Annotated in this window: 26 protein-coding genes; 10 read left to right on the top strand and 16 right to left on the bottom strand. The window is 54.9% G+C overall.

Features of this window, described 5'->3' with window-relative positions; genetic code table 11:
• Positions 1–107: 107 nt before the first annotated feature.
• Both ACOOFE_RS15655 and ACOOFE_RS15660 read right to left on the bottom strand, forming a co-directional pair.
• Positions 108–683 (bottom strand): NnrU family protein, encoded by a 576-nt coding sequence (locus ACOOFE_RS15655; RefSeq protein WP_420410911.1) that lies wholly within the window; start codon positions 681–683, stop codon positions 108–110.
• 123 nt (positions 684–806) lie between these two features.
• On the bottom strand, positions 807–1,940 hold the full coding sequence (locus ACOOFE_RS15660; protein WP_420410912.1) for a Gfo/Idh/MocA family protein: 1,134 nt from the start codon (positions 1,938–1,940) through the stop codon (positions 807–809).
• A 272-nt stretch (positions 1,941–2,212) separates the two neighbouring features.
• Between ACOOFE_RS15660 and ACOOFE_RS15665 the strand changes: the two genes are divergently transcribed.
• Positions 2,213–2,698 (top strand): DUF3429 domain-containing protein, encoded by a 486-nt coding sequence (locus ACOOFE_RS15665; protein WP_420410913.1) that lies wholly within the window; start codon positions 2,213–2,215, stop codon positions 2,696–2,698.
• A gap of 28 nt (positions 2,699–2,726) precedes the next feature.
• Here the strand turns inward: ACOOFE_RS15665 and ACOOFE_RS15670 are convergent, their stop codons facing one another.
• From ACOOFE_RS15670 to ACOOFE_RS15680, 3 genes are read right to left on the bottom strand one after another with little or no spacing between them, the layout of a single operon-like run.
• Positions 2,727–3,143: a Fur family transcriptional regulator gene (locus ACOOFE_RS15670; RefSeq protein WP_420410914.1), complete on the bottom strand. Its 417-nt coding sequence runs from the start codon at positions 3,141–3,143 to the stop codon at positions 2,727–2,729.
• Between the two features lie 2 nt (positions 3,144–3,145).
• Positions 3,146–3,970 (bottom strand): metal ABC transporter permease, encoded by an 825-nt coding sequence (locus tag ACOOFE_RS15675; protein ID WP_420410915.1) that lies wholly within the window; start codon positions 3,968–3,970, stop codon positions 3,146–3,148.
• Positions 3,960–4,829, bottom strand: coding sequence for an ATP-binding cassette domain-containing protein (locus tag ACOOFE_RS15680; RefSeq protein ID WP_420410916.1), 870 nt, complete (start codon positions 4,827–4,829; stop codon positions 3,960–3,962). The genes ACOOFE_RS15675 and ACOOFE_RS15680 overlap by 11 nt, the downstream gene beginning before the upstream one ends.
• A 163-nt stretch (positions 4,830–4,992) precedes the next feature.
• Here ACOOFE_RS15680 and ACOOFE_RS15685 point away from each other — a divergent pair, with 163 nt between their 5' ends.
• Positions 4,993–6,378 carry a mannose-1-phosphate guanylyltransferase/mannose-6-phosphate isomerase gene (locus ACOOFE_RS15685; protein ID WP_420410917.1) on the top strand — a complete coding sequence of 462 codons (1,386 nt, stop codon included), beginning with the start codon at positions 4,993–4,995 and terminating at the stop codon, positions 6,376–6,378.
• A 35-nt stretch (positions 6,379–6,413) separates the two neighbouring features.
• Here ACOOFE_RS15685 and ACOOFE_RS15690 read toward each other — a convergent pair whose 3' ends face one another.
• Positions 6,414–6,764 carry a hypothetical protein gene (locus ACOOFE_RS15690; RefSeq protein WP_420410918.1) on the bottom strand — a complete coding sequence of 117 codons (351 nt, stop codon included), beginning with the start codon at positions 6,762–6,764 and terminating at the stop codon, positions 6,414–6,416.
• A 315-nt stretch (positions 6,765–7,079) separates the two neighbouring features.
• Between ACOOFE_RS15690 and ACOOFE_RS15695 the strand changes: the two genes are divergently transcribed.
• Entirely contained in the window at positions 7,080–7,229 is a 150-nt protein-coding gene (locus ACOOFE_RS15695; RefSeq protein WP_420410919.1) for a hypothetical protein, read from the top strand.
• 50 nt (positions 7,230–7,279) lie between these two features.
• Here the strand turns inward: ACOOFE_RS15695 and ACOOFE_RS15700 are convergent, their stop codons facing one another.
• Positions 7,280–7,660 carry a hypothetical protein gene (locus tag ACOOFE_RS15700; RefSeq protein WP_420410920.1) on the bottom strand — a complete coding sequence of 127 codons (381 nt, stop codon included), beginning with the start codon at positions 7,658–7,660 and terminating at the stop codon, positions 7,280–7,282.
• A 274-nt stretch (positions 7,661–7,934) separates the two neighbouring features.
• Here ACOOFE_RS15700 and ACOOFE_RS15705 point away from each other — a divergent pair, with 274 nt between their 5' ends.
• The 4 genes from ACOOFE_RS15705 (at position 7,935) to ACOOFE_RS15720 (ending at position 14,672) form a co-directional block, all read left to right on the top strand.
• On the top strand, positions 7,935–8,495 hold the full coding sequence (locus tag ACOOFE_RS15705; protein WP_420410921.1) for a helix-turn-helix transcriptional regulator: 561 nt from the start codon (positions 7,935–7,937) through the stop codon (positions 8,493–8,495).
• 23 nt (positions 8,496–8,518) lie between these two features.
• Entirely contained in the window at positions 8,519–9,622 is a 1,104-nt protein-coding gene (locus ACOOFE_RS15710) for an efflux RND transporter periplasmic adaptor subunit (RefSeq protein WP_420410922.1), read from the top strand.
• Positions 9,619–13,596: an efflux RND transporter permease subunit gene (locus tag ACOOFE_RS15715; RefSeq protein WP_420410923.1), complete on the top strand. Its 3,978-nt coding sequence runs from the start codon at positions 9,619–9,621 to the stop codon at positions 13,594–13,596. The genes ACOOFE_RS15710 and ACOOFE_RS15715 overlap by 4 nt, the downstream gene beginning before the upstream one ends.
• Positions 13,597–13,718: 122 nt before the next feature.
• A complete protein-coding gene (locus tag ACOOFE_RS15720) occupies positions 13,719–14,672 on the top strand; it encodes a helix-turn-helix domain-containing GNAT family N-acetyltransferase (protein WP_420410924.1) in 954 nt (317 codons plus the stop codon).
• 19 nt (positions 14,673–14,691) lie between these two features.
• On the opposite strand, the gene ACOOFE_RS15725 is transcribed toward ACOOFE_RS15720, so the two are convergent.
• From ACOOFE_RS15725 to ACOOFE_RS15745, 5 genes are all read right to left on the bottom strand, one after another.
• Positions 14,692–15,441 (bottom strand): SDR family oxidoreductase, encoded by a 750-nt coding sequence (locus ACOOFE_RS15725; protein ID WP_420410925.1) that lies wholly within the window; start codon positions 15,439–15,441, stop codon positions 14,692–14,694.
• A gap of 123 nt (positions 15,442–15,564) precedes the next feature.
• Entirely contained in the window at positions 15,565–16,080 is a 516-nt protein-coding gene (locus ACOOFE_RS15730; RefSeq protein ID WP_420410926.1) for a GNAT family N-acetyltransferase, read from the bottom strand.
• Positions 16,081–16,115: 35 nt separating this feature from the next.
• Positions 16,116–16,928 carry a CDP-alcohol phosphatidyltransferase family protein gene (locus ACOOFE_RS15735; protein WP_420415591.1) on the bottom strand — a complete coding sequence of 271 codons (813 nt, stop codon included), beginning with the start codon at positions 16,926–16,928 and terminating at the stop codon, positions 16,116–16,118.
• Positions 16,929–16,993: 65 nt separating this feature from the next.
• Positions 16,994–17,698 (bottom strand): phosphatidylserine decarboxylase, encoded by a 705-nt coding sequence (locus ACOOFE_RS15740; protein ID WP_420410927.1) that lies wholly within the window; start codon positions 17,696–17,698, stop codon positions 16,994–16,996.
• 151 nt (positions 17,699–17,849) lie between these two features.
• Positions 17,850–18,800 carry a LysR family transcriptional regulator gene (locus ACOOFE_RS15745; protein ID WP_141187197.1) on the bottom strand — a complete coding sequence of 317 codons (951 nt, stop codon included), beginning with the start codon at positions 18,798–18,800 and terminating at the stop codon, positions 17,850–17,852.
• Between the two features lie 97 nt (positions 18,801–18,897).
• On the opposite strand from ACOOFE_RS15745, the gene ACOOFE_RS15750 reads away from it, so the two are divergent.
• Positions 18,898–19,080 (top strand): hypothetical protein, encoded by a 183-nt coding sequence (locus ACOOFE_RS15750; protein ID WP_420410928.1) that lies wholly within the window; start codon positions 18,898–18,900, stop codon positions 19,078–19,080.
• A gap of 54 nt (positions 19,081–19,134) precedes the next feature.
• On the opposite strand, the gene ACOOFE_RS15755 is transcribed toward ACOOFE_RS15750, so the two are convergent.
• The 3 genes from ACOOFE_RS15755 to ACOOFE_RS15765 all read right to left on the bottom strand — a co-directional run bounded on the left by ACOOFE_RS15755 (position 19,135) and on the right by ACOOFE_RS15765 (position 23,478).
• Positions 19,135–21,072 (bottom strand): ABCB family ABC transporter ATP-binding protein/permease, encoded by a 1,938-nt coding sequence (locus ACOOFE_RS15755; RefSeq protein WP_420415592.1) that lies wholly within the window; start codon positions 21,070–21,072, stop codon positions 19,135–19,137.
• A 46-nt stretch (positions 21,073–21,118) separates the two neighbouring features.
• The gene (locus tag ACOOFE_RS15760; protein WP_420410929.1) at positions 21,119–21,523 is read right to left on the bottom strand and encodes an ArsR/SmtB family transcription factor; all 405 of its coding nucleotides are present in this window, start codon (positions 21,521–21,523) and stop codon (positions 21,119–21,121) included.
• 137 nt (positions 21,524–21,660) lie between these two features.
• A complete protein-coding gene (locus ACOOFE_RS15765; protein ID WP_420410930.1) occupies positions 21,661–23,478 on the bottom strand; it encodes a LysM peptidoglycan-binding domain-containing protein in 1,818 nt (605 codons plus the stop codon).
• 211 nt (positions 23,479–23,689) lie between these two features.
• On the opposite strand from ACOOFE_RS15765, the gene ACOOFE_RS15770 reads away from it, so the two are divergent.
• Positions 23,690–24,307, top strand: coding sequence for a TIGR00730 family Rossman fold protein (locus ACOOFE_RS15770; protein ID WP_420415593.1), 618 nt, complete (start codon positions 23,690–23,692; stop codon positions 24,305–24,307).
• Between the two features lie 157 nt (positions 24,308–24,464).
• Positions 24,465–25,718 carry a diguanylate cyclase gene (locus ACOOFE_RS15775; RefSeq protein WP_420410931.1) on the top strand — a complete coding sequence of 418 codons (1,254 nt, stop codon included), beginning with the start codon at positions 24,465–24,467 and terminating at the stop codon, positions 25,716–25,718.
• A 17-nt stretch (positions 25,719–25,735) separates the two neighbouring features.
• On the opposite strand, the gene rarD is transcribed toward ACOOFE_RS15775, so the two are convergent.
• Positions 25,736–26,653 (bottom strand): EamA family transporter RarD, encoded by a 918-nt coding sequence (rarD, locus tag ACOOFE_RS15780; protein WP_420410932.1) that lies wholly within the window; start codon positions 26,651–26,653, stop codon positions 25,736–25,738.
• Positions 26,654–26,668 lie beyond the last annotated feature (15 nt).

Raw genomic sequence — 26,668 nt, forward strand, 5'->3', positions numbered from 1 at the left:
TCCCCGACCGGGCTTTAAGCTGCCCATCGTGGCGCAAGTGGGGCAACTGCCCACAAAAAGGTGTTTTTTGCGAAGTTCGCTGTGAGCCTAAAGCGCCACAGAGCGCTTTACCCCACCGGAACGCCAATTAAAAGCACATGAAGTTTCCAAGAGAAAAGACCATAGATCACCAACCCGGCAAGAATAACGGCGATATCGGAGTACCGGCCGGGCTGAGCTACCGCCTCAGCAGCACCGCTAGGTGCTCTACGCTTGACAGAGATTCGGTCGACGACAGCCCAAAACAAAAAACTGCCAAACAATAAAACAGACGCCAGATCGCCATTGGCCAGCAAATGCGAGAATGCCCAGAGTTTCACAGCAACCAGCATCGGATGCTTCAGTGCATTTTTTATCCGGCAGGGAACATAGGCAGCCACTAGAAAAATGAACACTGGCACCATGAATAGCATGGTGACGTGGCGCAGCCAGAACGGCGGATCGTAAACAATGAAAGGCCCTTCGGCCCGGGCGGCACCATAGCCATAGATGATCAGACCAAAACCAATCGCAGAAATAAGCGAAAATAAGCCGCGGTATCCATTCGGTCCGAGTTTATCTTCCAATGCGGCCTTTCTAGCTGGAAACACCGGCAGAAAATGGCATCCTAAAAACAGAATCAGTCCGGCAATCAACAGCAGCATGCCCGATCTCCCTCAATGCTCGTGCGATGGACCGGAAATTGTTCGCGCCAGTCCACGCGAGGACCATAAAAGCGGCCTAACGGACCTGCAACTGGAATTCCCATTGCATTTTAGAGAGTTGTATTACCGCATCAGTTCTTCGGCTTCGACGGCGGACAGTGGCGCCGGGCGGGTCGCAGAATGTGTAATATCTACGGTCTGACCGGTCGCACCTGCATTACGGATTGCTTCAATCACTTCAACCGAATGTAACGCCCGCTCTATGGTGCAGCGAAATTCTCCGCCGCTTTGCAGCGCGCTCACCATATCCGCCAAACCTGCGGCACGATAGCTTGCCCGTTCACGGCCACGGCTGGTGATGTTGGGACGGCTGAACGGGTGACTTTCTGTATCGAGGACTTTGCGCTCACCACTCTTGGTCACGCATACAACATCACCTCCGAAGAAAACCGGATCTGGCAGAAAAAGCGTACCTTCAGTTCCATAAAGTTCAATTGGCGTGTGGGCGTGGGCTTCAACATCCCAACTGGCCAGGAACGATATCAATGCACCAGTTTCAAACATCATCGAAGCATGGACAGTGGTCGGCACTTCAACATCAATCGATGCACCTTTGCGCGGACCGAAGCCGATTTTCCGCAAAGTCTGCGGCATACTGTGCATGGCGCACACCCTTCGGACCGGGCCAATCAGATTCACAAGTGCGGCAAGATAATATGGGCCAAAATCCAAAACAGGGCCCCCGCCAGCTTTGTAGAAAGTCTCCGGGCTTGGGTGCCAGGTCTCAATACCGCCCGCCATCGCGTGGCATGTGCCTCCAATGACTTGACCAATCAAACCATCGTCGATGGCCTTTCGTGCCGATTGCCAGGCTCCGCCCATAAAGGTATCGGGGGCACAGCCCACCTGAAGGTTCTGTTGGCGCGCAAGATCCACCACCGCTTCGCCTTCGCTCAATGTCCGCACAAGAGGTTTTTCGGAATAGACGTGTTTGCCGTGGGTGAGTATTTCGCGAATGACCATGCCATGTGCATCAGGAGTGGTCAGATTGACAATCAGATCAACATCCTCTGCCATCAAGAGGTCGTGCACCGTCTCCAGGCGGATATCGTTTTCCGTTGCGCGGACTTGTGCAGCATCCCGGTTCAGATCGGCACAGGCCCGTATTTTCAGCCCTCGAAACGCTGGAATCAGATCAAAATATGCCTTGGAGGTTTTGCCACACCCCAAGATGCCAATTCCCAGCTCTTCCACCATTGAGCCTTCTCCGGTGCAACCCGAAATCTTGCTGTTCAATTAGACACCACTGAGGGTGTTTCTATCAATCCAGGTAAATTCCACGAGGTTAAGACGGTGATCATCAGGGCGGCGCCCCCCAAGCAGTTGTTCCTGATCCATAGACTCCACAACAACCAAAACTCGTAAATTGGGGTTTGCACCTGTAGAGCCCGACCGGCATAATGCGCCGACATTTCCGTGTTGTGGGCATAACGGGTTCAACCATTCGGCACTGCCGAAAAGGTGAGATTATGCCTAACAATATTAACATCACCTCCGAACAGATTATCTATCCCGATAGAATACCGTTTGCAGTTGGTTTTCTGACAGGATTTGGCCTTGTTCCGTTCGTCGTGCTTGCTTTGGCGGCGGTCTTTTTGCCAGCGGATAGTCAGCCAACCGCGCTCCACGCCCAGCAGTTATACGGAGCTGTGATTTTATCATTTCTTGGCGGAATCTATTGGGGTTGGGAATTGGCCATCGCCTATGTGCAAACCAAGCCAGTCTCTTCAACCCGGCTTGTTATCGGCGTCTTGCCATCAATTTTTGGCTGGTTCGCTCTCTTGCTCCCGGGGATCTATCCAGCGTTTGCGCTTTCCGCCTGTTTCTGCGGATGCCTCGGATATGACTTGTGGAGAACGAACCGGCACCTCGCCCCCAGATGGTATCCAGCGCTCCGGATCCCTGTCACGGTCGCTGTTTTGGTCGCGCTGATTACACCTGTATTTCCGGCTTAGGGTTCAATCTCATTTATGGCTCTGAACCCTAACTAGCCGCTTTGTCGGCAGTTGAACAATAGCTGCAAGTGCCGCGCAATTCGATCGTGGTGCGTGACAACTGAAACTCCTGGCTCTCCGTCCAGCTAAGAAGATGCTCCATGGCCTGATCGGGCGCAAACTCCAGAACGTTGCCGCACAGGTCACAAATCGCAAAAGCAGCCGTCTTGTGGTCCGAACACCCCTTGTGCCGGCACGCCACAAAGGCATTTAAGCTCTCCAGTCGGTGTACGAGGCCGTAATCGACCAATTTATCCAGAGCCCGGTAGACTTGAAGCGGCGCCCGGAAACCGTTGTCGCGCAATTCATCCAAAATCGCATAGGCGGTCAGCGGACCACTTGCGTCCGATAATCTGCCGAACACCAGCGCCTGGTTTTTTGTCAAATCAGGATGGGCGTGCGCCATGTTCAGGTTTCTCCCCGGTTTCCTGCTGTCAGTTTTTGTATCAGTTGCCGTATCGGGACCAGGCTGAGCACAAAAAGCAGCATGGCTGCAACCACAATCGACGGTCCGGATGGCGTGTCATAGTGAAGCGAGCCATACAAGCCGACAACAACGGCTATCACACCTGCAAGACCGGCAAGCAGCGCCATTTGTTCAGGCGAACCTGCCCAGCGGCGCGCAGCTGCAGCCGGCAGGATCAATAGAGCGGTGATCAACAATGCGCCAATAATCTTCAAAGCGATGGCAATGACAATAGCGGTCAGAAGCATGAACACGAGTTCAGCGCGTTCCGGGCGCAACCCCTCTCCGTCGGCCAGGTCTGGGCTGACAGTTGCTGCAAAGAGGCTCCGCCAGATCAGGATCAATCCGGCCAAGACCACGGCTCCGCCGCCATAAATCATCGCGATATCGAGCCGGGTGACCGACAAGATATCACCGAACAATAACCCCAAAAGATCAACTCGAACCCAGGTCATAAAGGCAAGACAAACCAGGCCAATGGCCAGCGCAGAGTGGGATAACAACCCAAGCAGAGCGTCAGACGGCAAGGTATCCCCCTGCCGTAAGGCCAAAAGCATTAAGGCCAAGACAACGGAGACCGCGGCCACTGCGAGGGTTGTGTTGACATCCAAAAGCAATGCCAGAGCCACTCCCAACAGAGCCGCATGAGATAAAGTATCTCCGAAATACGACATCCGCCGCCAAACCACAAAGCAGCCAAGCGGGCCGGCCACCGCGGCCACCCCTACCCCGGCAATCAGCGCCCGTGTGAAAAAATCATCTAACATTGCTCAGGCTACCTGCTACCGTTCTTTCTGATTTGTTGTCTGGTGCAATCACCTTGTCATCTGCCGCATCGGATCCGTGCTCACCTGGGCAATGATCGCAGACTGTTCCATCTGAATGGCGCACCGTGCCATCCGGCAAATGTTCGTGGTCGTGATGATGCTGATACATTGCAATGGAACCACCTGCCCGTGTGCCAAAAAGCTGGTGGTAGTTGTGGTCTTTGCTGACGTCTGAAGGTGTTCCGCGGCAACAGACATGGCCATTCAGGCAGATCACCTGATCGGCGGCTGCCATGACCACATGAAGATCATGAGAGATCATCAGAATCCCGCAACCAAGGGTCTTTCTGATTTCTGATATCAGGTCGTAAATGGCGATCTCGCCCGCATAATCGACTCCTTGTACAGGCTCATCCAGAACCAAGAGATCGGGTGCCCTGGCGATGGCGCGTGCCAGCATCACCCGTTGCAGTTCCCCACCGGACAGCGTGCGCATCTCTTCATCGAGCAGTCGGGCAGCACCAGTGCTTTGAAGGGCTGTAAGACACTCCGAATCGGTCAGCGGATTGGTCAGGCGCATGAACCGGCGCACTGTCAGCGGCAAAGTCCAGTCGATAGACAGTTTTTGCGGAACGTAGCCAACCACAAGCCCCTTGCGGCGGGTTGCCGTGCCCTCCGTCGGTTTATGAATGCCGAGTGCCATCTTTGCCGTTGTTGATTTGCCGGAGCCGTTCGGCCCGATCAACGTCACGATTTCGCCTGATGACACAGTCAAATCCACACCCCGGACCAGCCAGGAACTGCTCTTCCGAATACCAGCGCGCTTGAGCTGCACCAGCGTGTCGGCTACGTCATTCATCAATCACCGCCTTTTGGGTGACCGGAAGCCACCTATGTAATATTATTACATATGTATCCATTCGGCCGGAAAGTTGCAACCTGCCGCGACCTCGTTAAGACTTCACTGTAAGCTGTTCGCTTATATACTGAAACAGCCGTTTCTTTCATCAGGACGACCCGTCATGATTTTTCCCTGTATCTTATCCGGTGGTATTGGTTCCCGTCTTTGGCCCCTGTCTCGAAAGGATCGGCCCAAACAATTCCTGCCGCTGTTTGACGGGGAAAGCCTGTTTCAAAAAACCTGCAAGCGGGTGTCCGGTAAAGACTTTGCCAATCCGATCATTATTGGCGGCAATGCACACCGGTTTTTGATGGGCGAGCAAATGGCGGAAATCGGTGTCGAAGCCGACACGATCCTGCTGGAACCAGTCGGCCGCAACACCGCACCTCCGGCCCTCATGGCGGCCTTGATTGCCTTTGAAAAGGATCCAGATGCCCTCATCCTTCTGCTGCCTTCTGATCATCTAATCGGTAAAGAAGAAGTCTTCTTGAGTGCGGTGGGCACCGCACAGGACGCAGCCCAAAACGGCCGGATTGTCACTTTCGGCATTACACCAACCACCTCCAACACCGGTTATGGCTATATCCAATTGGATGCGGGCGATGAAGCAGTGCGCAAGGTCAGTGCTTTTGTGGAAAAGCCGGATCTTGCAAGAGCACAGGAGTTCTTAAAGGGGGGCGCCCATGTCTGGAATGCGGGGATTTTTCTGTATTCCGCCCAAACGATGATCGAGGCGTTTAAGGTTTATCAGCCAGCGCTTTTTGAAAACATTTCAGCGCTCATGGCGACACGGCACAGTGATCTGGATTTTACCCGGCTGGACGAAGGCAAGTTTGCACAGCTTGAGAGCATCTCGATCGATTACGCAATCATGGAAAAAGCTGGCAATGTCGTCTGTGCTCCCATTGCGCCGGATTGGGATGATCTTGGCTCCTGGTCGGCGATCTGGAGCGTTCTGGACAAAGACAAGGAAGGCAACTCTGCCCTTGGAGATGCGCGTTTCCTAAACTGCAAGGAATGCCTGGCGTATGCGGATCAACGGCTGGTGTCTGTCATCGGCCTGGAAAACGTCATGGTGATCGCAACCACCGACAGCGTTCTGGTTGCCCACAAGGACCAAGCACAGGACGTGAAAAAGGTTGTTGAGCAGTTAGAGGCGGAAGGCCGCAGCGAAACCGAACGCCACCCGCGTTCCTACAGGCCTTGGGGGTATTCTGAACGCATCAATTCCGGGGACCGCTTTGCGGTTCAATCCATGATGATCAAGCCAGGCAAACGCTTAAGCCTGCAAAGCCATCTGCACCGGGCCGAGCACTGGGTTGTTGTTTCCGGGACCCTGGAAATCACGATCAACGGTGAAGTCAGTCTTCTGACCGAAAACCAATCTGCCTATGTGCCGCTTGGGGCGCAGCACACATTGCACAATCCAGGACGGATACCGGTGCGGATGATCGAAGTTCAGTCCGGCACCTATCTTCAAGAAGACGATATCGTCCGCCACTCGTAAATCAGTGTTCTATCAATGTTGTCCGGTGAACCGTTCTAACGGATCGCTATGCTTTGCGGAGATTGAAGGTCCTTCAGGATCGAAAGCACTTGCTGTCCGTTTAACTTCTTTTCCGGCCCAGACACGCTCCCCGCACCCGCCGCTTGCAAACGATCATTGACCTCTCCCAGCCGGACTTCCAGCCTTTCAAGCATCATGCTCGGCATGCGCAACGCGGTGATATAAAGCGTTTTTGCCTCTTCTGCCGAGGCCCGCCAGTCAATGGTTTCTACACTCCTATAGATGGCAGAAGCCATAACCTGAAGCTCAACAGCGTCTTCAACGACCGGTTCCATCAGAGCAACAGCGCGCTCCGGATTGTTCCCAACCCAAACTGCTGCTGCCATAGAAACGAATGCAAAAACAATAATATGGAAATTTCTTAGAAAATATCCCACCTGCAACCCCCGCGATAGGTTAACGAATTGTTAACTTGCAATCACAGGTAAACCGAAGTGGTACGCACTGCAATATCAACTCTTGTTTGCCCGGAGGTATTTTCGATCTCTTGGTTAATTCCGTTAGGGCAACGGCCACACAAACAACACCAACCGGCACCACTTACTCGTGAAAAATGCTGATCGCTAAAATTTTATTGGAAGAATTACCGTAGTTTTACGGGAGTGCAGGTTACAAAGGCCTCAATCTAAGAGGAGTTCCACATGTTCGACCGGAGCGGCGAAATGAAACTTTCGTCCCTTGGGCTGCTGCTCATCCTAACGGCATGTCTGATGACTTTGTTCGCGCAACCGTCTTCAGAACGCGTGCCGGCCGGCAAAATATCCATCGGTCACTATGGATTGGCCAAATAAGTCGCCTATAGGCCTCGACACCCTTGTGCGTTTAGAAAGGTCTGTCCTTCTCAAAGGGAAGAAATACGGGACCGGCGCGCACTTTGCGCCCTCATTGGTACAGGCACCGGAGCAGGTTCAAGAGAAAAAAGCTCAGGTAATTTCGGCCCTGGTTTCCCGTTCCCGCCACTTGCTCCCAACAACATGATTGCAGAGCCAACAACCACCGACCCAAGTGTAATCACCAGTCCAGCCGCAAGCATAAGGACAGGTACCACCGGGCTCTCATCGCCCTGAACAAGAACTGTCAGATTACCAATATTGGAATAGAAAATCCCTCCAAGAACCAGCCCGGAAATTCCAAGGCCAGTTAGTCCATTTATGGCGAGCAGCCGGAAAAATGGATCCTGTGGCAGAAGGCGCTTGCCAAGATTTCCTATGAGTTTATACATCGCCATAGCCTCCGCCAAATTACCCTTCAGTGAATAGAGTAGTATCATTCGCTAGGGTCTCAACCTGCCATTTTTGCGCAGTCCCCTATTTTCCGGCAGAAATTCGTTAACTGTCCGCTCGGCTTTTTTCGCAGTTGCCCTTGCGAAATAGCGGGCTGATATATATTTACTCGATATATCGATCCGGCATATGGCAATTTTACGAGGGATAAATCTCGTCAAACTGGCAGTTTACTGCATCTGCCAGCATCGCCGGATATCAGAGGAATTGATTATGAGCGTTCGTGGCCTGTGCCTAGCTATTCTGTCGTTCGGCGACGCGACCGGTTATGAAATCCGGAAAGAATCGACCGAAGGCCGCTTCAGTTATTTTGACGACGCCAGCTTTGGCTCGATCTATCCGGCCCTGGCGCGTCTCGAAACCGACGGCATGGTGACCGTGCGCGAAGAACCGCAGGCCGGAAAACCCTCCCGGAAGGTCTATTCCATCACTGAGGCTGGACGCCAGGAATTTATCAGTTCCTTGTGCGAACCTCAGGCTCCCGACACTTTCAAATCCCCCTTCCTTTTGATTGCCCTGAATGCCGCTAAGTTGCCGCCGGAAGTGCTGCGACGCGCACTCGACAGGCGCAAAGCACAAGTGGAGGACGAGCTCCGTTTGCTGTCTGGGTGCAGCGAGGCGGACTCAGAATGTTCACATGCAGGGTCCGACTGGACTCGCGACTACGGCATCGCCTGCATGAATTTCACGCTTCGCTATCTCGAAGAGCATGGCAATGCCCTGATCAAAATTGCTGAAGACGCAGCCGAACCCGTTCAGACGGCCGCTGAGTAAGCCTGTACTTGGAGTACCTTAGAATGCCTATCAAGTTTTCCTATATCCTGGCAGCCGGACTGGCCGCAGGCATCGGAATATGGATGTCTGGTGGATCTGTTGTGGTTGGAGGCGTTGGAGATGGCGAAAACGCAACCCCTGCCCCGGCCGTTCGTGTGGCCGAACAGTCCGAAGGCACGTTCCGTGTCGAGGTTCGCAAGCTGTTTGCGCAGGACCGGCAAGCCGTACTGGAAGTGCGCGGCCGGACTGAAGCTGAAGCCAAAGTCGCTGTCCGTTCTCATGTGACAGACGATGTGATCGACCGCCCTGCCCGCGAAGGCGCTTATGTTGCTGCTGGTGACATCCTATGTATCCTTGACCGCGGCACCCGAGAATCGCGGATTTTGGAAGCCAAAGCGGCTGTCGCGGAAGCTGAAATGCTGCAGAAGGCTGCCAAACAGCTGAGCAGCAAGGGCTTTACCGCCGAAACGCGCGTCATGACCGTACAGGCTCAGTTGGACGCTGCAAATGCCCGGCTGGAGGAGGCCGAACGAGAACTGCGGCGGACAGTCATCCGCTCTCCAATCAATGGCGTCATAGAAAGCCCAATGGCCGAAATTGGTGCCCAACTCGATAAGGGCAGTGTCTGCGCAACGGTCGTCAATTCCGATCCGATGATAGCGATCGGCGAGGTCAGCGAACTGAACATTGGTCAGATTTCGGAAAACATGACTGCCGAAGTCGAATTGGTTACTGGCGACACTTTCGAGGGCCGCGTCCGTTACATCGCGCCGGCAGCCAATCCGGACACGCGCACCTTCCGTGTCGAAGTGGAAATACCGAATTCCGAAGGAAAGGCCCGTGACGGGGTGACGGCTGTGACCCGTTTGCCGCTGCCGGTCGAAAAGGCGCACAAGATTTCTCCGGCGATCCTGACGTTGAACGACAACGGCAAAGTTGGCGTCCGCGCAGTGGATCAAGAGAACAAGACAATGTTCTACCCAGTCAAAGTCTTGGGCGGCGAACAGGATGGTCTCTGGGTCGGCGGATTGCCGGACGAAGTGACCGTGATTGTGGTGGGCCAAGAATATGTGGCTGACGGCCAAGTCGTCGAACCTGTGATCAAGACTGCGGAGGTCACTCAATGATAAACATGCTCGAAGGTGTCCTCCGGCGCCCGAAAACAGTTTTTGTCTTGATGATTGCTCTGCTTGTCGCAGGCATCTTCAGCTACATCAACATTCCCAAGGAAGACAGCCCGGACATTGATGTCCCGGTTTTCTACGTTTCGATTTCTCAACAAGGCATTTCACCTGAGGACGCCGAGCGCCTGCTTATCCGTCCGATGGAAACCGAGCTGCGTGGTCTAGATGGCCTGAAGGAAATCACCGCGATCGCTTCTGAAGGCCACGCGGGGATCGTCCTGGAGTTTGATATCTCCTTCGACAAGGACGAGGCGATGGCCGACGTCCGGGACAAAGTAGATACAGCCAAGGGCGAACTTCCGGCAGACGCGGAAGAACCAACAATCTCGGAAACCAACTTTGCGTTGGTGCCGACAATTACGATTGCGCTGTCCGGCAATGTTCCAGAACGCACACTTTACCAGCATGCCCGCCGCCTAAAGGACCAAGTTGAGGCGATCGACACGGTTCGGTCTGCGGACCTTAAGGGGCACAGGGAAGAGCTTCTGGAAGTTCTGATCGATTCCGAAAAACTGGAATCTTATGCCATCACGCAGCAGGAGCTGCTGACGTCTCTGGCTCAAAACAACCAGCTTGTTCCGGCCGGCTACATTGATGGCGGTCAAGGCCGGTTCAATGTCAAGGTACCTGGGCTCGTTGAAACCGCCCTGGATGTCTACTCCCTGCCGATCAAACAGTCTGGCGAGGGTGTCGTCACTTTGAGCGATGTCGCGGAAATCCGCCGCACGTTCAAGGATGCAGATTCCTACACCCGCGTGAATGGCAAACCTGCAATTGCGCTGGATGTCACCAAGCGGATCGGCACCAACATCATCGAGAACAACATCGCCATACGCGCTGTTGTGGATGAAGCCTCCAAGGATTGGCCGGAAACCATTCAGGTCGACTATATGCTCGACATGTCGTCGAACATTTTTGAAGTTTTGGGCTCGCTTCAGTCGTCGATTATGACGGCGATCTTCCTCGTTATGATTCTGGTTCTGGCGGCGCTGGGCTTGCGCTCTGCCCTGCTTGTCGGCCTTGCTATCCCGACGTCCTTCATGGTCGGCTTCCTGATCCTTTCCGGGCTCGGCTACACGGTCAACATCATGGTGATGTTCGGCCTTGTGTTGACGGTCGGGATGCTGGTTGATGGCGCCATCGTCATGGTGGAATATGCTGACCGGAAGGTTCATGAAGGCATGGAAGACCGGGAAGCCTACATCCGCGCTGCCAAGCTGATGTTCTGGCCGATCGTCTCCTCGACAGCGACAACCCTGGTCGCCTTCCTGCCGATGTTGTTGTGGCCAGGTGTTGCCGGTGAGTTCATGAGCTACCTGCCGATCATGGTCATCATCGTCCTAACGGCAGCGTTGTTAACGGCTATGGTGTTCCTGCCGGTCACCGGTGGCATTTTTGCCGTTCTCACCCACTGGATCGAACGGCATGCTGCCGGGCTTCTGGCAGTTATGTTTGCGGTTATCGGCGCTGTTATGGGGCTGGCCTTCTCCGGTGTTCAGCCGGGCTCACCCGACTTTTCTGCACAGCTTGCAGCTGCTCCGTTTGCGCCTGTGATCGCCCTGGCAACATTTGTTGTGGCCGGTTATCTGTCGTTCCGCATTCTGCGTCCGTTTGTACAAAAGCGCCGTGAGAAAGCTGCCCTTCAGCTTGAAGAAGAAAACCTGAAACCGTCAAAACAGTTCCGGCCGGTGACTTTCGTGTCGCTTGCCTTTGAAGCTGTTGCTGTCGTGTTCGCGGCTTACTTCGCCTACTTCCTTGCAACCAATCGTCCAGACATCATTACGGGCACCATCGAAACCGTCATGACTGCGCTTTCCGGCCTTGCCCAGCCATTGGCTGTTCTGGCCAACCCGATCGCGCTTGATGCGGTTTTCTACCTCGTCGTGTTTGGGTTTGCGATCATTGCAATTTGGGCCGGTTACAAGACGATTTCGCCTCTGGTTCATCTTCTGGAAGCCGTCTTTGCTGCGATTGGCCGGAAGCTGGGATTTGTCAAAAAAACCGATGCGGACGCCGCAGAGGAAACAGACGATTCCCTTCGGTTCGACACCGGTACCGTTCGTGGTCTCACCGGCCTCTATGTCCGGCATCTGAAGCTGCTTGCCGGCAACCCAATCGGCAACATTCTTACAATCGTTGTGATTTTGGGCGCCGGCGCCTTGATCTTCACAACGTTTGCTTCCAACCCGACTGGCGTAGAGTTCTTCGTTGATGAAGAGCCGGATCAGGCTGTCGTCATGGTGTCGGCGCGCGGCAATATGTCAGCCGCTGAGTCCCTTGAGATCGTCAAGAAGGTTGAAACGGAAGTCCTACAAACTGCGGGCATTCAAAATGTCATCACAAACGCCTTTCCTCCAGGAGGTGGCAGTGGCCCACAATTCATCGGCGGCGTTCAGGACAAACCGGCAGACGTGATCGGTGAGATGTCTCTGGAGCTCGCAAAGTATTGCTGCCGCCGGAAAGCGGTCGATATCTTTGCCGAAATTCGGGACCGGACCGCCGATATTCCAGGTATCAAGGTGGAAACCCGCAAGATCGAAGGTGGTCCGCCAACCGGCAAGGACATCCAGCTTGAGGTCAAGTCCACCGATTATGACACCATGGTGGAGCAGGTTGCTTTTATCCGAACCAAGCTGGACGAGATGGAACACCTGCTAGATCAGGAAGATGGCCGGCCACTTCCGGGCATTGAATGGCAGATCACCATCGATCGGGAACAGGCAGGCCGCTACCAGGCAGGCATCGCCTCGGTTGGCAACATGGTGCAGCTCGTCACAAACGGTGTTCTGATTGGCAAATACCGGCCGACGGACTCCGAAGATGAAGTCGACATCCGCGTCCGTCTTCCAGCCGACGAACGCACACTCGACCGGTTTGACCAGCTTCGCCTGCAGACCACTCTTGGACTGGTGCCGATTGCCAACTTCATTGACCGGGCTCCGGAGCAGAAGGTGTCGTCAATCACCCGGCGTGATGGCCTCTATTCGATGATGCTGAAGGCTACGGTGGACAAAGCAGCCGTAGACGCTGAGGGCAAACCGATCACGGTTGATGCCAAAGTGCAGGAGCTGACGGCTTGGCTGGACACACAGACCTTTCCGGACAATGTCTTCCTGCAGTTCCGCGGAGCGGATGAAGATCAAAAGGAATCTGGTGAGTTCCTCATGAAGGCGATGGTCGCATCGCTGTTCCTGATGTTCCTGATCCTTTTGACCCAGTTCAACTCGTTCTACCAAACCTTCCTGACCCTCTCTACGGTGGTCATGTCGGTGATGGGCGTGTTGCTGGGCATGCTGCTGACAGGCCAGAAGTTCTCGATCATTATGACGGGAACCGGGGTCGTGGCCCTCGCCGGGATCGTGGTGAACAACGCGATCGTTCTGATCGACACCTACAACCGGTTCCGGCATGACGGATTTGAGCCGCTTGATGCGATCTTGAAGACGTCCAGCCAACGCTTGCGTCCGATCCTGCTGACAACAGTCACAACCATTGTTGGCCTGATCCCAATGGCAACAGCTGTCAATTTCGACTTCTTTACAAAGACTATCGCAGTTGGCGGCATCACGGCGATCTGGTGGATCCAGCTGTCGACAGCGGTCATCTCTGGCCTCGCCTTCTCGACCGTCCTGACGCTCGTCATGATCCCGGTCATGATCGCGCTGCCGAGCACGTGGTTACGGACCTTCTGGTCTGTCGTGGATTGGTTCCGCTCCCTTGGATCCGTCTTCAAACGGACACCTGCAAAGGTCGCAGAAGATACAGATCTGGAAGGTGAAACCATCGAGCCTGCCAATGAGGACGTTGAAGACCTGCCCGAAGAAGAAAAACGGCCGGCGGCCAAGGTGGTGTCCATGCCAAAACCGGCACCGCCAAAAATCCCGCCGCAGGAAGAGCTACCGCACGCGGCAGAGTAGACCTCCAGTACGCCGCATAGTGCAGAAAGGCCGCCGGTTTCCGGTGGCCTTTTTGTTTGCCCTTGCAAAGCCTGGTATGCATCCTTATATAGTTGCTTAATACAACTATTTGAGACGATACAATGACCGCTCTTGCCCCTCACCTCGTCGAAGACATCCGCGCTTCCTCCAGAAAGCTTGTCCGGGAATTCGGTTTTCTGGATAAAACCATTGCCGGGACGAACCTTTCCGGCTCCGGTGTCCACGCCGTTATGGAAATCGGCCTGACGCCAGGAATCACGGCCAAGGAATTGACTGCCCGTTTGAAGCTGGAGAAGTCCACTGTCAGCCGACTTTTGAAGTCGCTCGAGGCACGCGGCGATATTCTCCAAACCAAATCGAAAACCGACGGCCGCGCCTATGGACTGAGTTTGACAGAGGCCGGCAAGGAGACTTGGTTCGCCATCAACCGTTTTGGTGATACCCAAGCGCGGACCGCCCTTGCCCAAATATCCAACTTGGATGTGGCAACGATTGCAAACGCGCTTTCGACCTACGCTGATGCGCTCGGCAACCGATACAACGGGGCAAAAGCTGCTGAGTCAGAGTTTGAAATTGAGGAAGGCTATCAAACCGGCATGATCGGCGATGTCGCCGCCCTCCATGCCCGAACTCATGGTTCGATTGTCGGCATGGGGCCGGCGTTTGAAAGCGTTGTTTCCCAAGCCATGGCAGAATTCATGCCGCGTGTTGACCGCCCAATGAACAACAGTTGGAGTGTGCTGGACGGCGGTGAAGTGATTGGATCGATCACGATTGACGGCGAAGATCTCGGCAACAACATCGCGCATCTGCGCTGGTTTATCCTATCGGAAAAACTTCGTGGCAAGGGATTGGGCCGGGTTCTCCTTCAAAAAGCGCTGGACCACTGCGACAGTCTCGGATTTGACGAGATCCATCTTTGGACCCTCAAGGGCCTTGATGCTGCGCGATCACTTTATGAAAGAAACGGATTCTTCCTGGCAGACGAGTACCTGGGTGATCAATGGGGCAAAGAAGTCGCAGAGCAGAAATTCATCCGGAAACGGCCCGCATAAGACGGGCCGCCTGCGGTGATTACGTCTTCGAAATCGAGTTGCCGCCATCGCACAACATGGCGGACCCGGTGACGAAGGACCCGGCATCCGACAACAAGAACAAGGCCGCTTTTGCAATCTCTTCGGGTTCAGCCATCCGCTTAAGGGCGTGCATCCCTTTTACAAATTCCAGAAACTCCGGGTCGTTGCCGGCCATTTCGGTCTTTGTGCCGCCCGGAAGCAGCGCATTGACGCGGATGTTGTCCTGACCGCATTCGGCCGCCAGGCACTGCGTCAGACCGATCAGTCCGGCTTTTGACGCCCCATAAGCCGCCATTCCAGGCATTCCGACCGTGTGGCCGACGAAGGTGGAGGTGAAAACGATTGCCCCGCCACCCTGTTGTTTCAAGGCCGGGATTTGATGTTTGGCGGCTAGAAAACAGCTCGTCAGGTTGGTTCGAATAACTGTGTTCCAAGCTTCTTGGCGCATTTCCGGTACGGGTCCGAGATCCCCTAAAATGCCGGCATTGTTGAACGCCCCATCCAGCCCGCCGAAATGGTTTTGAGCCGCATCAACAACCGCTTTCGCGCTGTCTGGATCACTGACGTCACCTGGGACTATCAGGACCCGTTCCCGGGCACCGTTAAGCTCCGCCTTCACGGCCTCAAGCCGGTCTTTGCGCCGGGCAGTGATCACCAGATTGGCGCCGGCGTCGGCAAAAAGTTTGACGGCAGCGGCGCCGATGCCGCTGCTGGCACCGGTGATCAAAATCGTTTTGTCTTGCAACATTTTTTTAGGTTCCTCTTTGGAAATGAGGAATCCTAAGTGAACCAGATTTCCGCCTCGAGAAACCCGATTTGCGAGCCGTGTCTTTGATGTTTTATGAAGAGCATCTGGTCAGAAGGTGCGCCGCTACGCGGACCACAACGCCGGATCCATCCAGACCGGGGGTAGGTTAAGCGGACCGGATGCAACACCTACCTCGCCCCCCATAGACACAGACTGCCACGCCTGTGCCCATTCCTCCGGCAAGGGATAGGGCGTCAGAATATCGTTTTCCTGAGAAAATCCGAAGCGGCTGTAATAGGCCGGATCCCCCAACACCAAGACTTTCTCAACAGACTGAGCTTTCAGGAGCTCAAATCCCTCTTTAACGAGCGCTGATCCAAGTCCCTGTTTTTGATGACCGGGGGCGACGCACAAGGGGGCAAGCATGGCAAGCGGTATTTCCGATTGCCCCGCGGAACAGAAGGTGAAGGCGGCATGTCCGAGAACTTCACCACCATTCGCGGCAACCAAGGACAACACTCTGGCCTCACCGGTCTCCAGGGACCGCACCAATGGCAAAAGGTCTTCGTCCGGAAATGCTGCTGGATAGATCGTCTCAAGTGCAGCCAGGTCCTCAGGTGTGCTTTGACGGATAATCACCAGATCCTCCTGCAAATACGTTAGCCCCAATACCGTTAACCGCCGTGATCCTTGTCCCGGTCAGCGATGTTATCGAGATCGGTGTCGCACTCATCATCGTCGCCATCGATGGCACGGCCGCTTTCCGCCTGCGCGAGTTTGCGATGGGCCCGCCAGGAGAACGGAATGCTCAAGAGATAAAGCACGGATCCGGCAGCAAGGATACGGAACGGAAAACTGGCGGTCAGCGCGACAAACAGGACAGCAAAAACAAAGAGCGGCAGCACATAATCGCGGCGTACCCGGGTGCCGACATTCTTGCCGGAGAAAGTCGGCAACCGGCTAATCAGGAGAAACGCGATCCCAATGGTATAGACCGCAACAACAGCGCTGTCGGCGAACCAGTGCGGAAACAGGCCCAGGAACTCAAAATAGAGCGGCAGCAGCACTGTCAACGCCCCGGCCGGAGCCGGTACGCCAGTAAAGAACCGTGACGCCCAGGCCGGTTTGTCCGGGTCCTCGAGCGCAACGTTGAAGCGGGCTAGCCGCAAGGCCATCGAAATCGCAAAAATCAGCGCTGCGATCCAACCGATCGACCCCGCATCTTTCAAGATCCAGATGTACAGCATCAATGCCGGAACAACGCCGAAATTCACAAAATCAGCCAGCGAATCCAGTTCGGCACCAAATTTTGAGGTGCCTTTCATCAATCGCGCAACCCGGCCGTCGAGCCCGTCCAGCACAGCCGCTAAAATGACGGCCCCAACTGCGAATTCCCAGCGCCCTTCATACGCCATCCGCACTGCGGTCAGGCCAGAACACAAGGCCAGTAAGGTGACCATGTTCGGAACAATCAGCCGGAGCGGCACCCGCCGGAAGCGCGGCGTTGCGGTGTCGGTGTCGGCGTTTTTTGGGGCGTTGTTCACGGTTCTTCTCAGCTCACCCGGGTCAAGGGCTGTGCCGGTGCCTGCGGTTGATTGAGATCCGCCAGGATCGTCTCCCCTGCGATCATCGTTTGCCCAAGTGCAACTTTCGGCACAGTGCCTGCCGGGAAATAAACATCTAGCCGGGAGCCGAAACGGATCAGACCAAACCGGTCTCCCGCCGACAGGTTTTCGCCTTCCCGTACGAAGCAGATAATGCGGCGCGCGACCAATCCAGCAATCTGGACGACACCGATGTGGGTGCCATTGTGGTCAATCACCAGTCCATTGCGTTCGTTATCGTCGCTGGCCTTATCCAGCTCTGCGTTCAGGAATTTCCCTGCCCGGTAAGCCACACGAACGATCTTGCCCCCAACAGGTGCCCGGTTCACATGGCAGTTAAACACATTCATGAAGATCGAAACCCGTACCAGCGGTTCAGAGCCGAGCTGCAGTTCTTCCGGCGGACGTACCGGACCGACATGGCTGACAACCCCATCGGCCGGGGAAATGACCAAACCATCGGCAACGGGTGTTACCCGCTGAGGATCACGGAAAAAGTAACACACCCAACCGGTCAGAAAGAGGCCAATCCAGAAGAGCGGATCGATGAACCAGCCGACAACCAGCGTTGCGACGAGTGCAATAGCAACAAACGGCCAACCTTCGCGGTGGATTGGAACCATTGACTTGGTGACGGAATCGACAATCGACATGTTTTTCTTTCAGCATCCAGATGCGGAGGACAAAACCCATCTAACTCCGCGCGGCGATCTTGCAAGCGGTCCAAAACGCAATCCTTGCGCAGTGTCCGTTGCCAAGCTTCTAGAAGTTTTTTCAAAGGTTGAGAACCGGTTTTCCAGGTCTTCAAGCGCTTTTTGCCGCAAATGCGGCCTGTTGTTTCTCTGCCGCTTCCCGGTAGTCCTCCTCCCAATAGGGCGGCCGGCCGTATTTGGAAATCAGGAAATCGACAAAGGCCGATATCTTTGGCGGCACAAACTTGGCCGGTGGATAGACCGCATAGATATTGCCAGTCCGGGCCACCGGGTAATCGGTCATTACCTCCACGAGACGTCCGTCGCGCAAATCCTCCCAGACATGGGCCGTGGATTTGACCGTCAACCCCAGGCCATAAATCGCCGCATCATAGGCAAAGTCGCCACTATCGCCGGACACCACCGCATCCGTCGGCTGAAACGCGACCTCGCCATTCGGCCCGTTGAAATACCAGACCCGCATCGGATCAAAACCAATGCAGTCGTGATTGCGCAGATCTTCTGGAGTTTCCGGAAAGCCTTTTCGCGCCAGATACTCAGGACTGGCGCACAATACCCTCGGATTACCACCAAGCTTGCGGGCCATCAGGCTGCTGTCTGGTAAGGGAGCCCCCCGGATTGCCATGTCATACCCCTCCCCGACCAGATCCACCAAACGATCGGTCATGTCGATCTCCAGGCGCAAATCCGGGTAAAGCTGCCTAAATTCAGCCAGATACGGCAGGATGTGCTTTCGGCCAAAAAACACATTGGATGAAATTCGCAGGACACCGCGAGGCGCTTCTTCTGCGGCGCTGATTTGTGCCTTGGCCTGGTTCATCTCCTGAAGCGCGGCGCTGGCATGGCGCAAAAACACCTCTCCGGCTTCCGTTAGAGCGGTCCGCCGTGTGGTCCGCACCACCAGTTGCGTGCCCAGTTCTTTTTCAAGATTGCTGAGCCGGGTGCTCGAGGCGGACGGCGACAAGCCAAACTCCCGGCCCGCCGCGGACAGGCTGCCGAGCGCGGCCACCCGTTCAAAGAACTTCAGATCATCCAGACGCATTATTCGAAACTTTCGAAAGATATCTTCAAATCTAGCCCAATTCTTCGAAGAAGCGCAATATGAGACAACTCCTTCCAGAAACTTGAAGGAGACCCAAATGATGCATACCGGAGATCACTACGAAGCTCGTGCCCGCGCAGAACGTCATTACGAATTGCGCCGTTTGACCAAGGCCTTGTCAGGTTTTCTGTTTGGCTCATCAGCCGAGCCGCATTCCAACCGTACACGCCATCGGCAAGCAGCCAACGACCACTCAGCAAACACCTCCCGCGCTGCCTGAGCGCGGGAGTTTCCTAAACGACCAGCCTCGTCGCAGACGACCAGGCAAAACAAGTTATTTCACCGGCACATAGTCCGCCGGTTGCCCACGGGTGATAACACCCAGATCATCGTTTTCCCGGGCGGCCCGCAGGCGTTCCTCCGCCTCATCAGCTTCACGCTGACGGGCCCACATGGACGCATACAGACCGTTGTTGGCCAGCAGCTCTGTATGCGTCCCTCGCTCAGCGATTTCCCCCGCCTCCAGAACGATAATCTGGTCCGCATTGACGACCGTCGAAAGCCGGTGCGCAATGACCAGCGATGTCCTGTTCTTCGAAACCTGGTCGAGTGCGGACTGGATTTCCCGTTCCGTGTGCGTATCAAGAGCAGAGGTCGCCTCATCCAGGATCAGGATCGGCGGCGCTTTCAAGATCGTGCGGGCAATCGCAACGCGTTGTTTCTCACCGCCGGAAAGCTTCAAACCGCGTTCACCGACCTCAGACTGATACCCCTGCGGCAAATCCTCGATGAAGTCATGGATCTGCGCCATGCGCGCCGCTTCCCGCACTTCCTCGTCCGTGGCATCCGGTCGGCCATATCGGATGTTGTAAGCAATCGTGTCGTTAAAAAGCACGGTGTCTTGGGGCACCATGCCGATGGCATGGCGGACGCTTTCCTGTGTGACATCGCGTACGTCCTGACCGTCAATTTCTACCGCACCGCCCGTCACATCGTAAAAGCGGAACAGCAGCCTGGAGATGGTCGACTTGCCCGCACCAGAAGGCCCGACGATCGCAACCGTCTTGCCAGCCGGGACGTCGAAATCGACTCCCTTCAAGATCGGCCGGTCGGCATCGTAGTGGAAACGAACATCCCTGAAATGAAGTGTCCCCTCGACGGCCTTGAGCGGAGCAGCCCCAGGTTTGTCCTGGATTTCCGCTGGTACCAGCAACAAGTCGAACATGGATTCAATGTCAGCCAACCCCTGCCGGATCTCCCGGTATAAAAACCCGATAAAATTGAGCGGCATAGAGATCTGCATCAAGAGCGCGTTGATCAGAACAAAATCGCCAATATTCTGTTCTCCGGCCATGATTGCTCTTGCGGACAGTGCCATACAGGCAGCCATGCCCAGCCCCAGAATGACCGCCTGACCAAAGTTAAGCCAAGCCAAAGACGTCCAGGTTCTTGTTGCGGCTTTCTCATACTTGGCCATGGACACATCAAACCGTTCGGCTTCCATTTTTTCATTGCCGAAGTATTTGACGGTTTCAAAGTTCAACAGGCTGTCGATGGCCTTGGAATTGGCGTCTGTGTCGCTGTCATTCATCTCCCGGCGGATGTTGATCCGCCAGTTCGAGGTTTTGATGGTGAACCAAACATAGGTGACAATCATCACCGCAACGATGACGACGTAATAAAACCCAAACTGATACCAGATGACGGCTGCCATCAAGGCGAACTCAAGAACCGTCGGAATGCCGTTCAAGATCGTAAAACGGACGATCGATTCTATGCCTTTTACACCGCGCTCAATGACGCGGCTCAAGCCGCCTGTGCGCCGCGCCAGATGAAACCGCAAGGACAGTTGATGCAAGTGGCGGAAAGTTAGCTTTGCGAGCTGGCGGACCGCATGCTGACCAACCCGGGCAAACAAGGCATCTCGCATCTGATTAAAGGCGACCGCCAGAACACGAGCGGCGTTATAAGCCAGCACAAGCATCACTGGCGCAACAAGAAAGGCTGGCAGTCCAACCTCTTCGCCAGCCAATGCATCGGTCGCCCAGGCAAAAAAGTACGGCGACAACACTGTGACGCATTTGGCGACCACAAGCGCAGCAATCGCCAATAGAACCCGTTTTTTCAGGTCCGGCCGGTTCGCCGGCCAGATATACGGCCACAGGTTGGCAAGGGTTGTCAGCGTGTTGCCTTCATCGGCGCTCACAGCTTTTTGGGGGGCAGCAGGCTTCGGCGCCTGGCCAGCTTCAGTCGCCGCCGCTGACGTATTGATTGACTGGGTCAAATGTCCTCTCCCGTCGGCCTAGTGGCCGGCTCGGTTATTTGTCTTGTGCGTCCGTTCGTCCGGCCATTGCCTTGCCTGAATTTTCCTGACCATCCGCTTTGGCAGCGTTTAAAACTTTCCAGAAGGTGGCCGATGCGTCTTCGGTCTGCTGGAGGCGTGCCCAATTCAGATGGTAGTGGCAATTGCGTCCGCGGGTGTCGCAGGTAAGGAGGCCCGCTTCCTTTAAAACCTGCAGATGTTGAGACACGGTGGATTGAGCCAGCGGCAATGCATCGACGATCTGTCCGCAACACGCCTCCTGCTCACCTGCGAGCCGGCGGAGAATTGCGATCCGCGCTGGATGACCGAGCGCCCGGAACATCGCCGCCAGATCCTCACACGCCGAAAGGCAAGGCAAATCGGTGTCCGCACCAATCAGCGGGCCGTCTGTTTCGTTCATGCAGAACCTCCAGAAGGATCACAAAAATATGATCGTAAATATGCGATCAATCTTCAGAAAGACAAGAGCCAGAAACAATTAAGGCGGGCCCCATTTCTGGCGCCCGCCCGGTTTTGTGCAATTTGTTCTTACAAAAATCAGCCGTTGCGGCCGTTGTCCGCATCCGGTTTCGGCCAGTTGAGATCACCTTCCGGTGTCAGGAAAACCTGACCAGGATAAATCAGATCCGGATTCCGGATTTGTCCCTGATTGGCCTGATAAATGGTGGTGTAGCGGATGCCCTCACCGTAAAGGCGGCGGGAAATCCGCCACAGATTATCGCCTTTGCGGATGATCACCACAGGCAGAGCTTTCTGGACCTCCGCGCCTTGCGCATTCGGCGAACCGCCAGACCCGCTGGCGACGACCTTGGTCAAAACGATCTGCTGGTCCTGCTCTTTTTCAAACACCACCGCCGCGCGCGCATCGACTGAGCTGCCGTCGTCACCGATCATATCGGCCCGGACTTCTACATTGCCTTCCGCAACATTCTTGCTGCCTTCAACCAGCCATTTGCCGCTGGAATTCACCTTCGCTTCGCCTTGGTAGTCGTCGCCGACATAAACCCTGACAGACGAGCCCGGGTCTCCTGTTCCAGCAACATAGACCTTGTCTTTTTCAGATTCGACAGCTTCCACTGTTACCGACGGCGTCGGGTCGTTGGTCTGGCTTGTTGCGCCAGCAGCAGTACTGTCATTCGTTGGCGCCGGTGTTTCTGACGAGCCTGTAGGCTGAGACGGCGGTGCGGCGGCAAGTTGCTGGTCATTGCTCGAAGTGTCTGTTGTACCCGGTGCAGTTGCTGTTTCTTCGGAGCCAGTTACGCTTGGTGTTTCAGATTGCGTTGCAGAGGATGTTCCGTTCTGCGCCGCCTCAGTAGCCAAAGCAACTTGCTGCGAGCCGTCGGATGCGTTTTGAGACGCGCTCTCCGTAGCAGCATCCGCAGTCTGTGTTTCTTCACCGGCAGTGACGTCGCCTTCAGAACTTTGAACCGCCCCGGCTTGACCGGTCTCGGTTGTTGCCGGTTCCTCAGAAGCCGCAGCAACTTCCGTGGAAGCCGTTTGCGATTGCTCTTCAGCCGGCTGCTTTTCCGGCGTGGCAGCTGCAGTTTCACTTTCTTCTGCAGCAGTCTTTTCTTCAGCTACACCGGCATCAGCCGCAGCTGTCTCGGTCGGCTTTTCAACTGCAGTCTCGCTGTTTTGATCATCTGTGCCCGGCGCTGCAGCGACAACGGTTTCTTTGGCTTTTGGTGTATCATCAGGGCTACTGGCAGGTGCTTCCGCAACAGCGCTGGGTGCGGCTGTCTCAGGTTTCTGCAAAATATCCGACGGTCCATCCGGTGAATTGAGCACCACAAGCGGCTGTTCCTTGCCCCCTTGCGCAATCGACACCGCAACGCGTTCTTCGGAACCAGAAATCACTTCACCGTTTTGGTCATGGGTTTCCAGTCCGACATCATAATCACCCGGTTTCAGCGGTTCATTGAGAATGATGGTCCATTCTCCGACTTCATTTGCGATGCTCTTGCCAACAACTTCGCCATTGGCTGTCAGGGCAACAATTGCCCCCGCTTCGGAGCGGCCGGCAACCACAGTTTCACCGGTAGGCTCTACACCAACGACATCAAAGCTTGGTTTGGCGGGATCAGCCGTAACTGCCACTTGCGCGTCTGGGGACGCCGGCGTTTCAGCCACCTCCTCAGATGGCGATGTCTCGGCTGCAGGTGTGGCGTCTTTGTCAGGCGCTGCAGCAACTTTTGGTGTCGTCTCACCTGCGGTTGTCGCTTGCGGCGCAGAGACTTCGCTTTCGTTTTGAAATGGAAGATCTCCGGTCTCGCGATAAATGTAGCCGGTCACCAATGCTGCAATGCCTACCGGCACCGCAATGATCAATGTCCAGATCAAGGTCTGTTTGTTCATTGTTCATCCCATCGAAAGCCCTCGGGCCCTGCCGCCCAGCACTTTCGTCTATTCCCTTTACGTGCCGCAGGTTAGGCATGCCAGCACATGGATAATCTTACCCATGCATAACGGCCTTTTTGTGCCGCGGCAAGAAAACCAGCTGTTTGCACTGGTTGTTTCGAACAGAATGCTTGACCTCTTGCATGGCGCAATGCCACATCATGGACTTATGACGACAAATTCTCCAAAACACCTGACAAGCGTTTGTGTTTACTGCGGCTCCAGTTTCGGATCCGATCCGGCCCATGAGGCTGCCGCGGCCCGGCTTGGCCAGCTGATCGCCGAATCCGGTTTGCGCCTCGTTTACGGCGGCGGTGCCGTCGGTTTGATGGGAACCGTTGCCCGCGCAGCTATGGAAAGCGGCGGTGCGGTCACCGGCATCATCCCACGGTTTCTTGAAAAACGCGAAGTGATGCTGGAAACGCTTGAAGATCTGGTGATCACTCAGACTATGCATGAGCGAAAGCAGCTGATGTTCCAAAAATCAGATGCCTTCATCGCCCTGCCCGGCGGCATTGGCACTTTGGAAGAAGCCGTGGAAATGATGACATGGGCACAGCTCGGTCAGCACCGCAAACCGGTGGTCCTTGCAAATATCAATGGGTTCTGGTCACCACTTCTGGAACTGCTCGACCATATGCGGGCTCAAGGCTATATCCGACCGGACACCGAAGTGCCGTACCTGATTGCCAAACAGGTTGGCGAGATCATTCCGATGCTGGAACAATCTGTCGCACGAGGTCCTTCCGTAGGCGGTGAAGGCGTTGCTTCAACAGAAGAACTTTAGTCAGAAAAACAAAAAGCTGAACTATCTCAGCCCCTAAGGGGTAAAACGTCGCAAATCCGCCTCAAAACAACTTGCTTACCGATACCAAATATTAAGACCTTGGAAGCTTCTTTGACCCAGGTTTTGAGCAGAAAAAGACTCGGACGGATACGGTCCTATGCGCACAACGCTGCTGGTTGAAGATGCTTCCTTTTTTGAGAAGGCTATTGTTGATCGCCTTCAAAAGGTTGGCCGTCACCAGATTATGGTTGCCCGCAACTACGAAGAGGCGGAAAAATGCCTCGACATGCCAATTTGTGATCCAGATCTGGCATTGGTCGATCTTACTTTGCCGGATGCTCCCAATGGTGAGATCGTTGACTTGTGCCGAGACAGAGGCATTCCGACGATCATTTTCACCAGCAGATTTGATACAGACATCCGGGAAAAGGCGCTGGCAAAAGGGGTTATCGACTATATCCTGAAAGATACGCCTGCGAGTCTCGACTACGTTGCCGAGCTTCTCAAACGGCTGTCCAACAACCCCAAGACCGGCATCCTGATCCTTGATGACTCTGCTGTTGGCCGGCAGAAAATCGCGGAAATCACGTCGCAGCACCTTTATCAAGTCTTTGAGGCGAGCACTTGTGCCGAAGCACTTTCTGTTCTTGAAGAAGTGCCACAGATCAAACTGGTCCTGGCTGACTATTATATGCCGGGCGAGGACGGGTTTGCTTTCCTTAAAACTGTCCGCCGGAAATATAGCCGTGAACGGCTCAGCGTCATTGGTATGTCCTCGCGAGCCAGCTCGGAAAACAGAATCCGTTTTCTAAAATATGGCGCGGCAGATTTCATTGCGAAGGACTATTCGCCGGAGGAAATCCTACTGCGCATTTCTCTCAATCTGGACATGATGGAGAGGATTGCGGAGCTGAACACGCTGGCCATGCACGATGCTTTAACCGGTGTCCACAACCGGCACTATTTGTTTGGCGAAGGCGCCAAAATCATCGAGTCCTGGGCTCACCGTGACAGCAGGGCCGCATGGACAGCGGTCTTTGACCTCGACTCATTCAAGAAAATCAATGACGAACTCGGTCATGACATTGGCGATACCGTCCTTTTAAATTTTGCGCGCCAATTGAAAGCGCTGGCCGGACCAGAAGACATCATTGTACGTCTTGGCGGTGACGAGTTTTGCGCCGTTTTCCGGTCTGAAACACGCGACAGCGTTAACCTGAAGTTGGCCGGGTTTATGAAGAGTTTGAATTCTCACCCGATCAGGCACGCCGGGCCGGATTTATTGTGCCAAACCAGTGTCGGCGTCGCACGGATCACTGACGGTGATCTTCTTGAATCACTCAGAAAAGCTGACAAGAACCTATATTCAGCCAAACGCAGTGGCAGCGGTCTCATGACCGCTGCGGAATAGCACTATTATATTTTTCCCTAGGAAGTCACCGACTTGCGCGCGTTCCGCCAACTGTCGAGCGTAAACACCACCAACGCCAGCCAAATTAGAGCAAATCCGGCCAATTTGGCCTGATCCAAAGGTTCGCCCCAGACATAGACGGCCATCAAAAAATGGATTGATGGCGCAATGTATTGCATCAGCCCGAGCATGAAGAGCGGCAACCGGCGCGCAGCAGAGCTGAAGAAGATCAATGGAAGTGCAGTTACTATGCCGGTCCCGGCAAGCGCAGCCAGCACAGGCAGATCGTTCAGGATGAGCGCGTCCACGCCCCAGGACAGGTTCAACAGCAAGTATCCAGCAGCCATCGGGAACAACAGCACGGTCTCTACAAACAGACCCGGTGTCGCTTTGACCGGTGTCACCTTGCGCACATATCCATAGCCTGCGAAGGAAAATGCTAAAACGAGTGAAACCCAAGGCAATCCGCCAGCCAGAACAGCCTGCAGCACAACAGCAAATCCGGCAAGCGCACAGGCAATGTATTGCCCCCGCGACATGCGTTCGCGCAGGACAATCAACCCAACCAAAATGCTCACCAGCGGATTGATGAAATAGCCCAAGGACACATCCAGAACCTGCTCATTGGCGATTGCCCAGACAAACACCAACCAGTTGACCGATATGAATCCGGCCGAAATGGCGAGCTTTTTCAAGATCGCTGCATCGGCAAACACATCGAGCACTTCCTGCCAACGCCCGCGCATGTAAAGAAATCCGCCAACGAACAGGACGGACCATGCGATCCGATGCGCCACCACCAGATCGGCGGGCACGGTGTCGGTCAGCTTGTAATAGGCGGGAAAAAAGCCCCACATGCCATAGGCCGCCAGTCCGAAGAGAATACCCCGGCGGAATTCGTCCTCGGTCTCAGAGGGAACCGCAGACTGAGACATGAAGTGCCTTTCTGG

This window comes from Roseibium sp., from assembly GCF_965216085.1.
In the GTDB taxonomy this organism is placed as follows: Bacteria; Pseudomonadota; Alphaproteobacteria; order Rhizobiales; family Stappiaceae; genus Roseibium.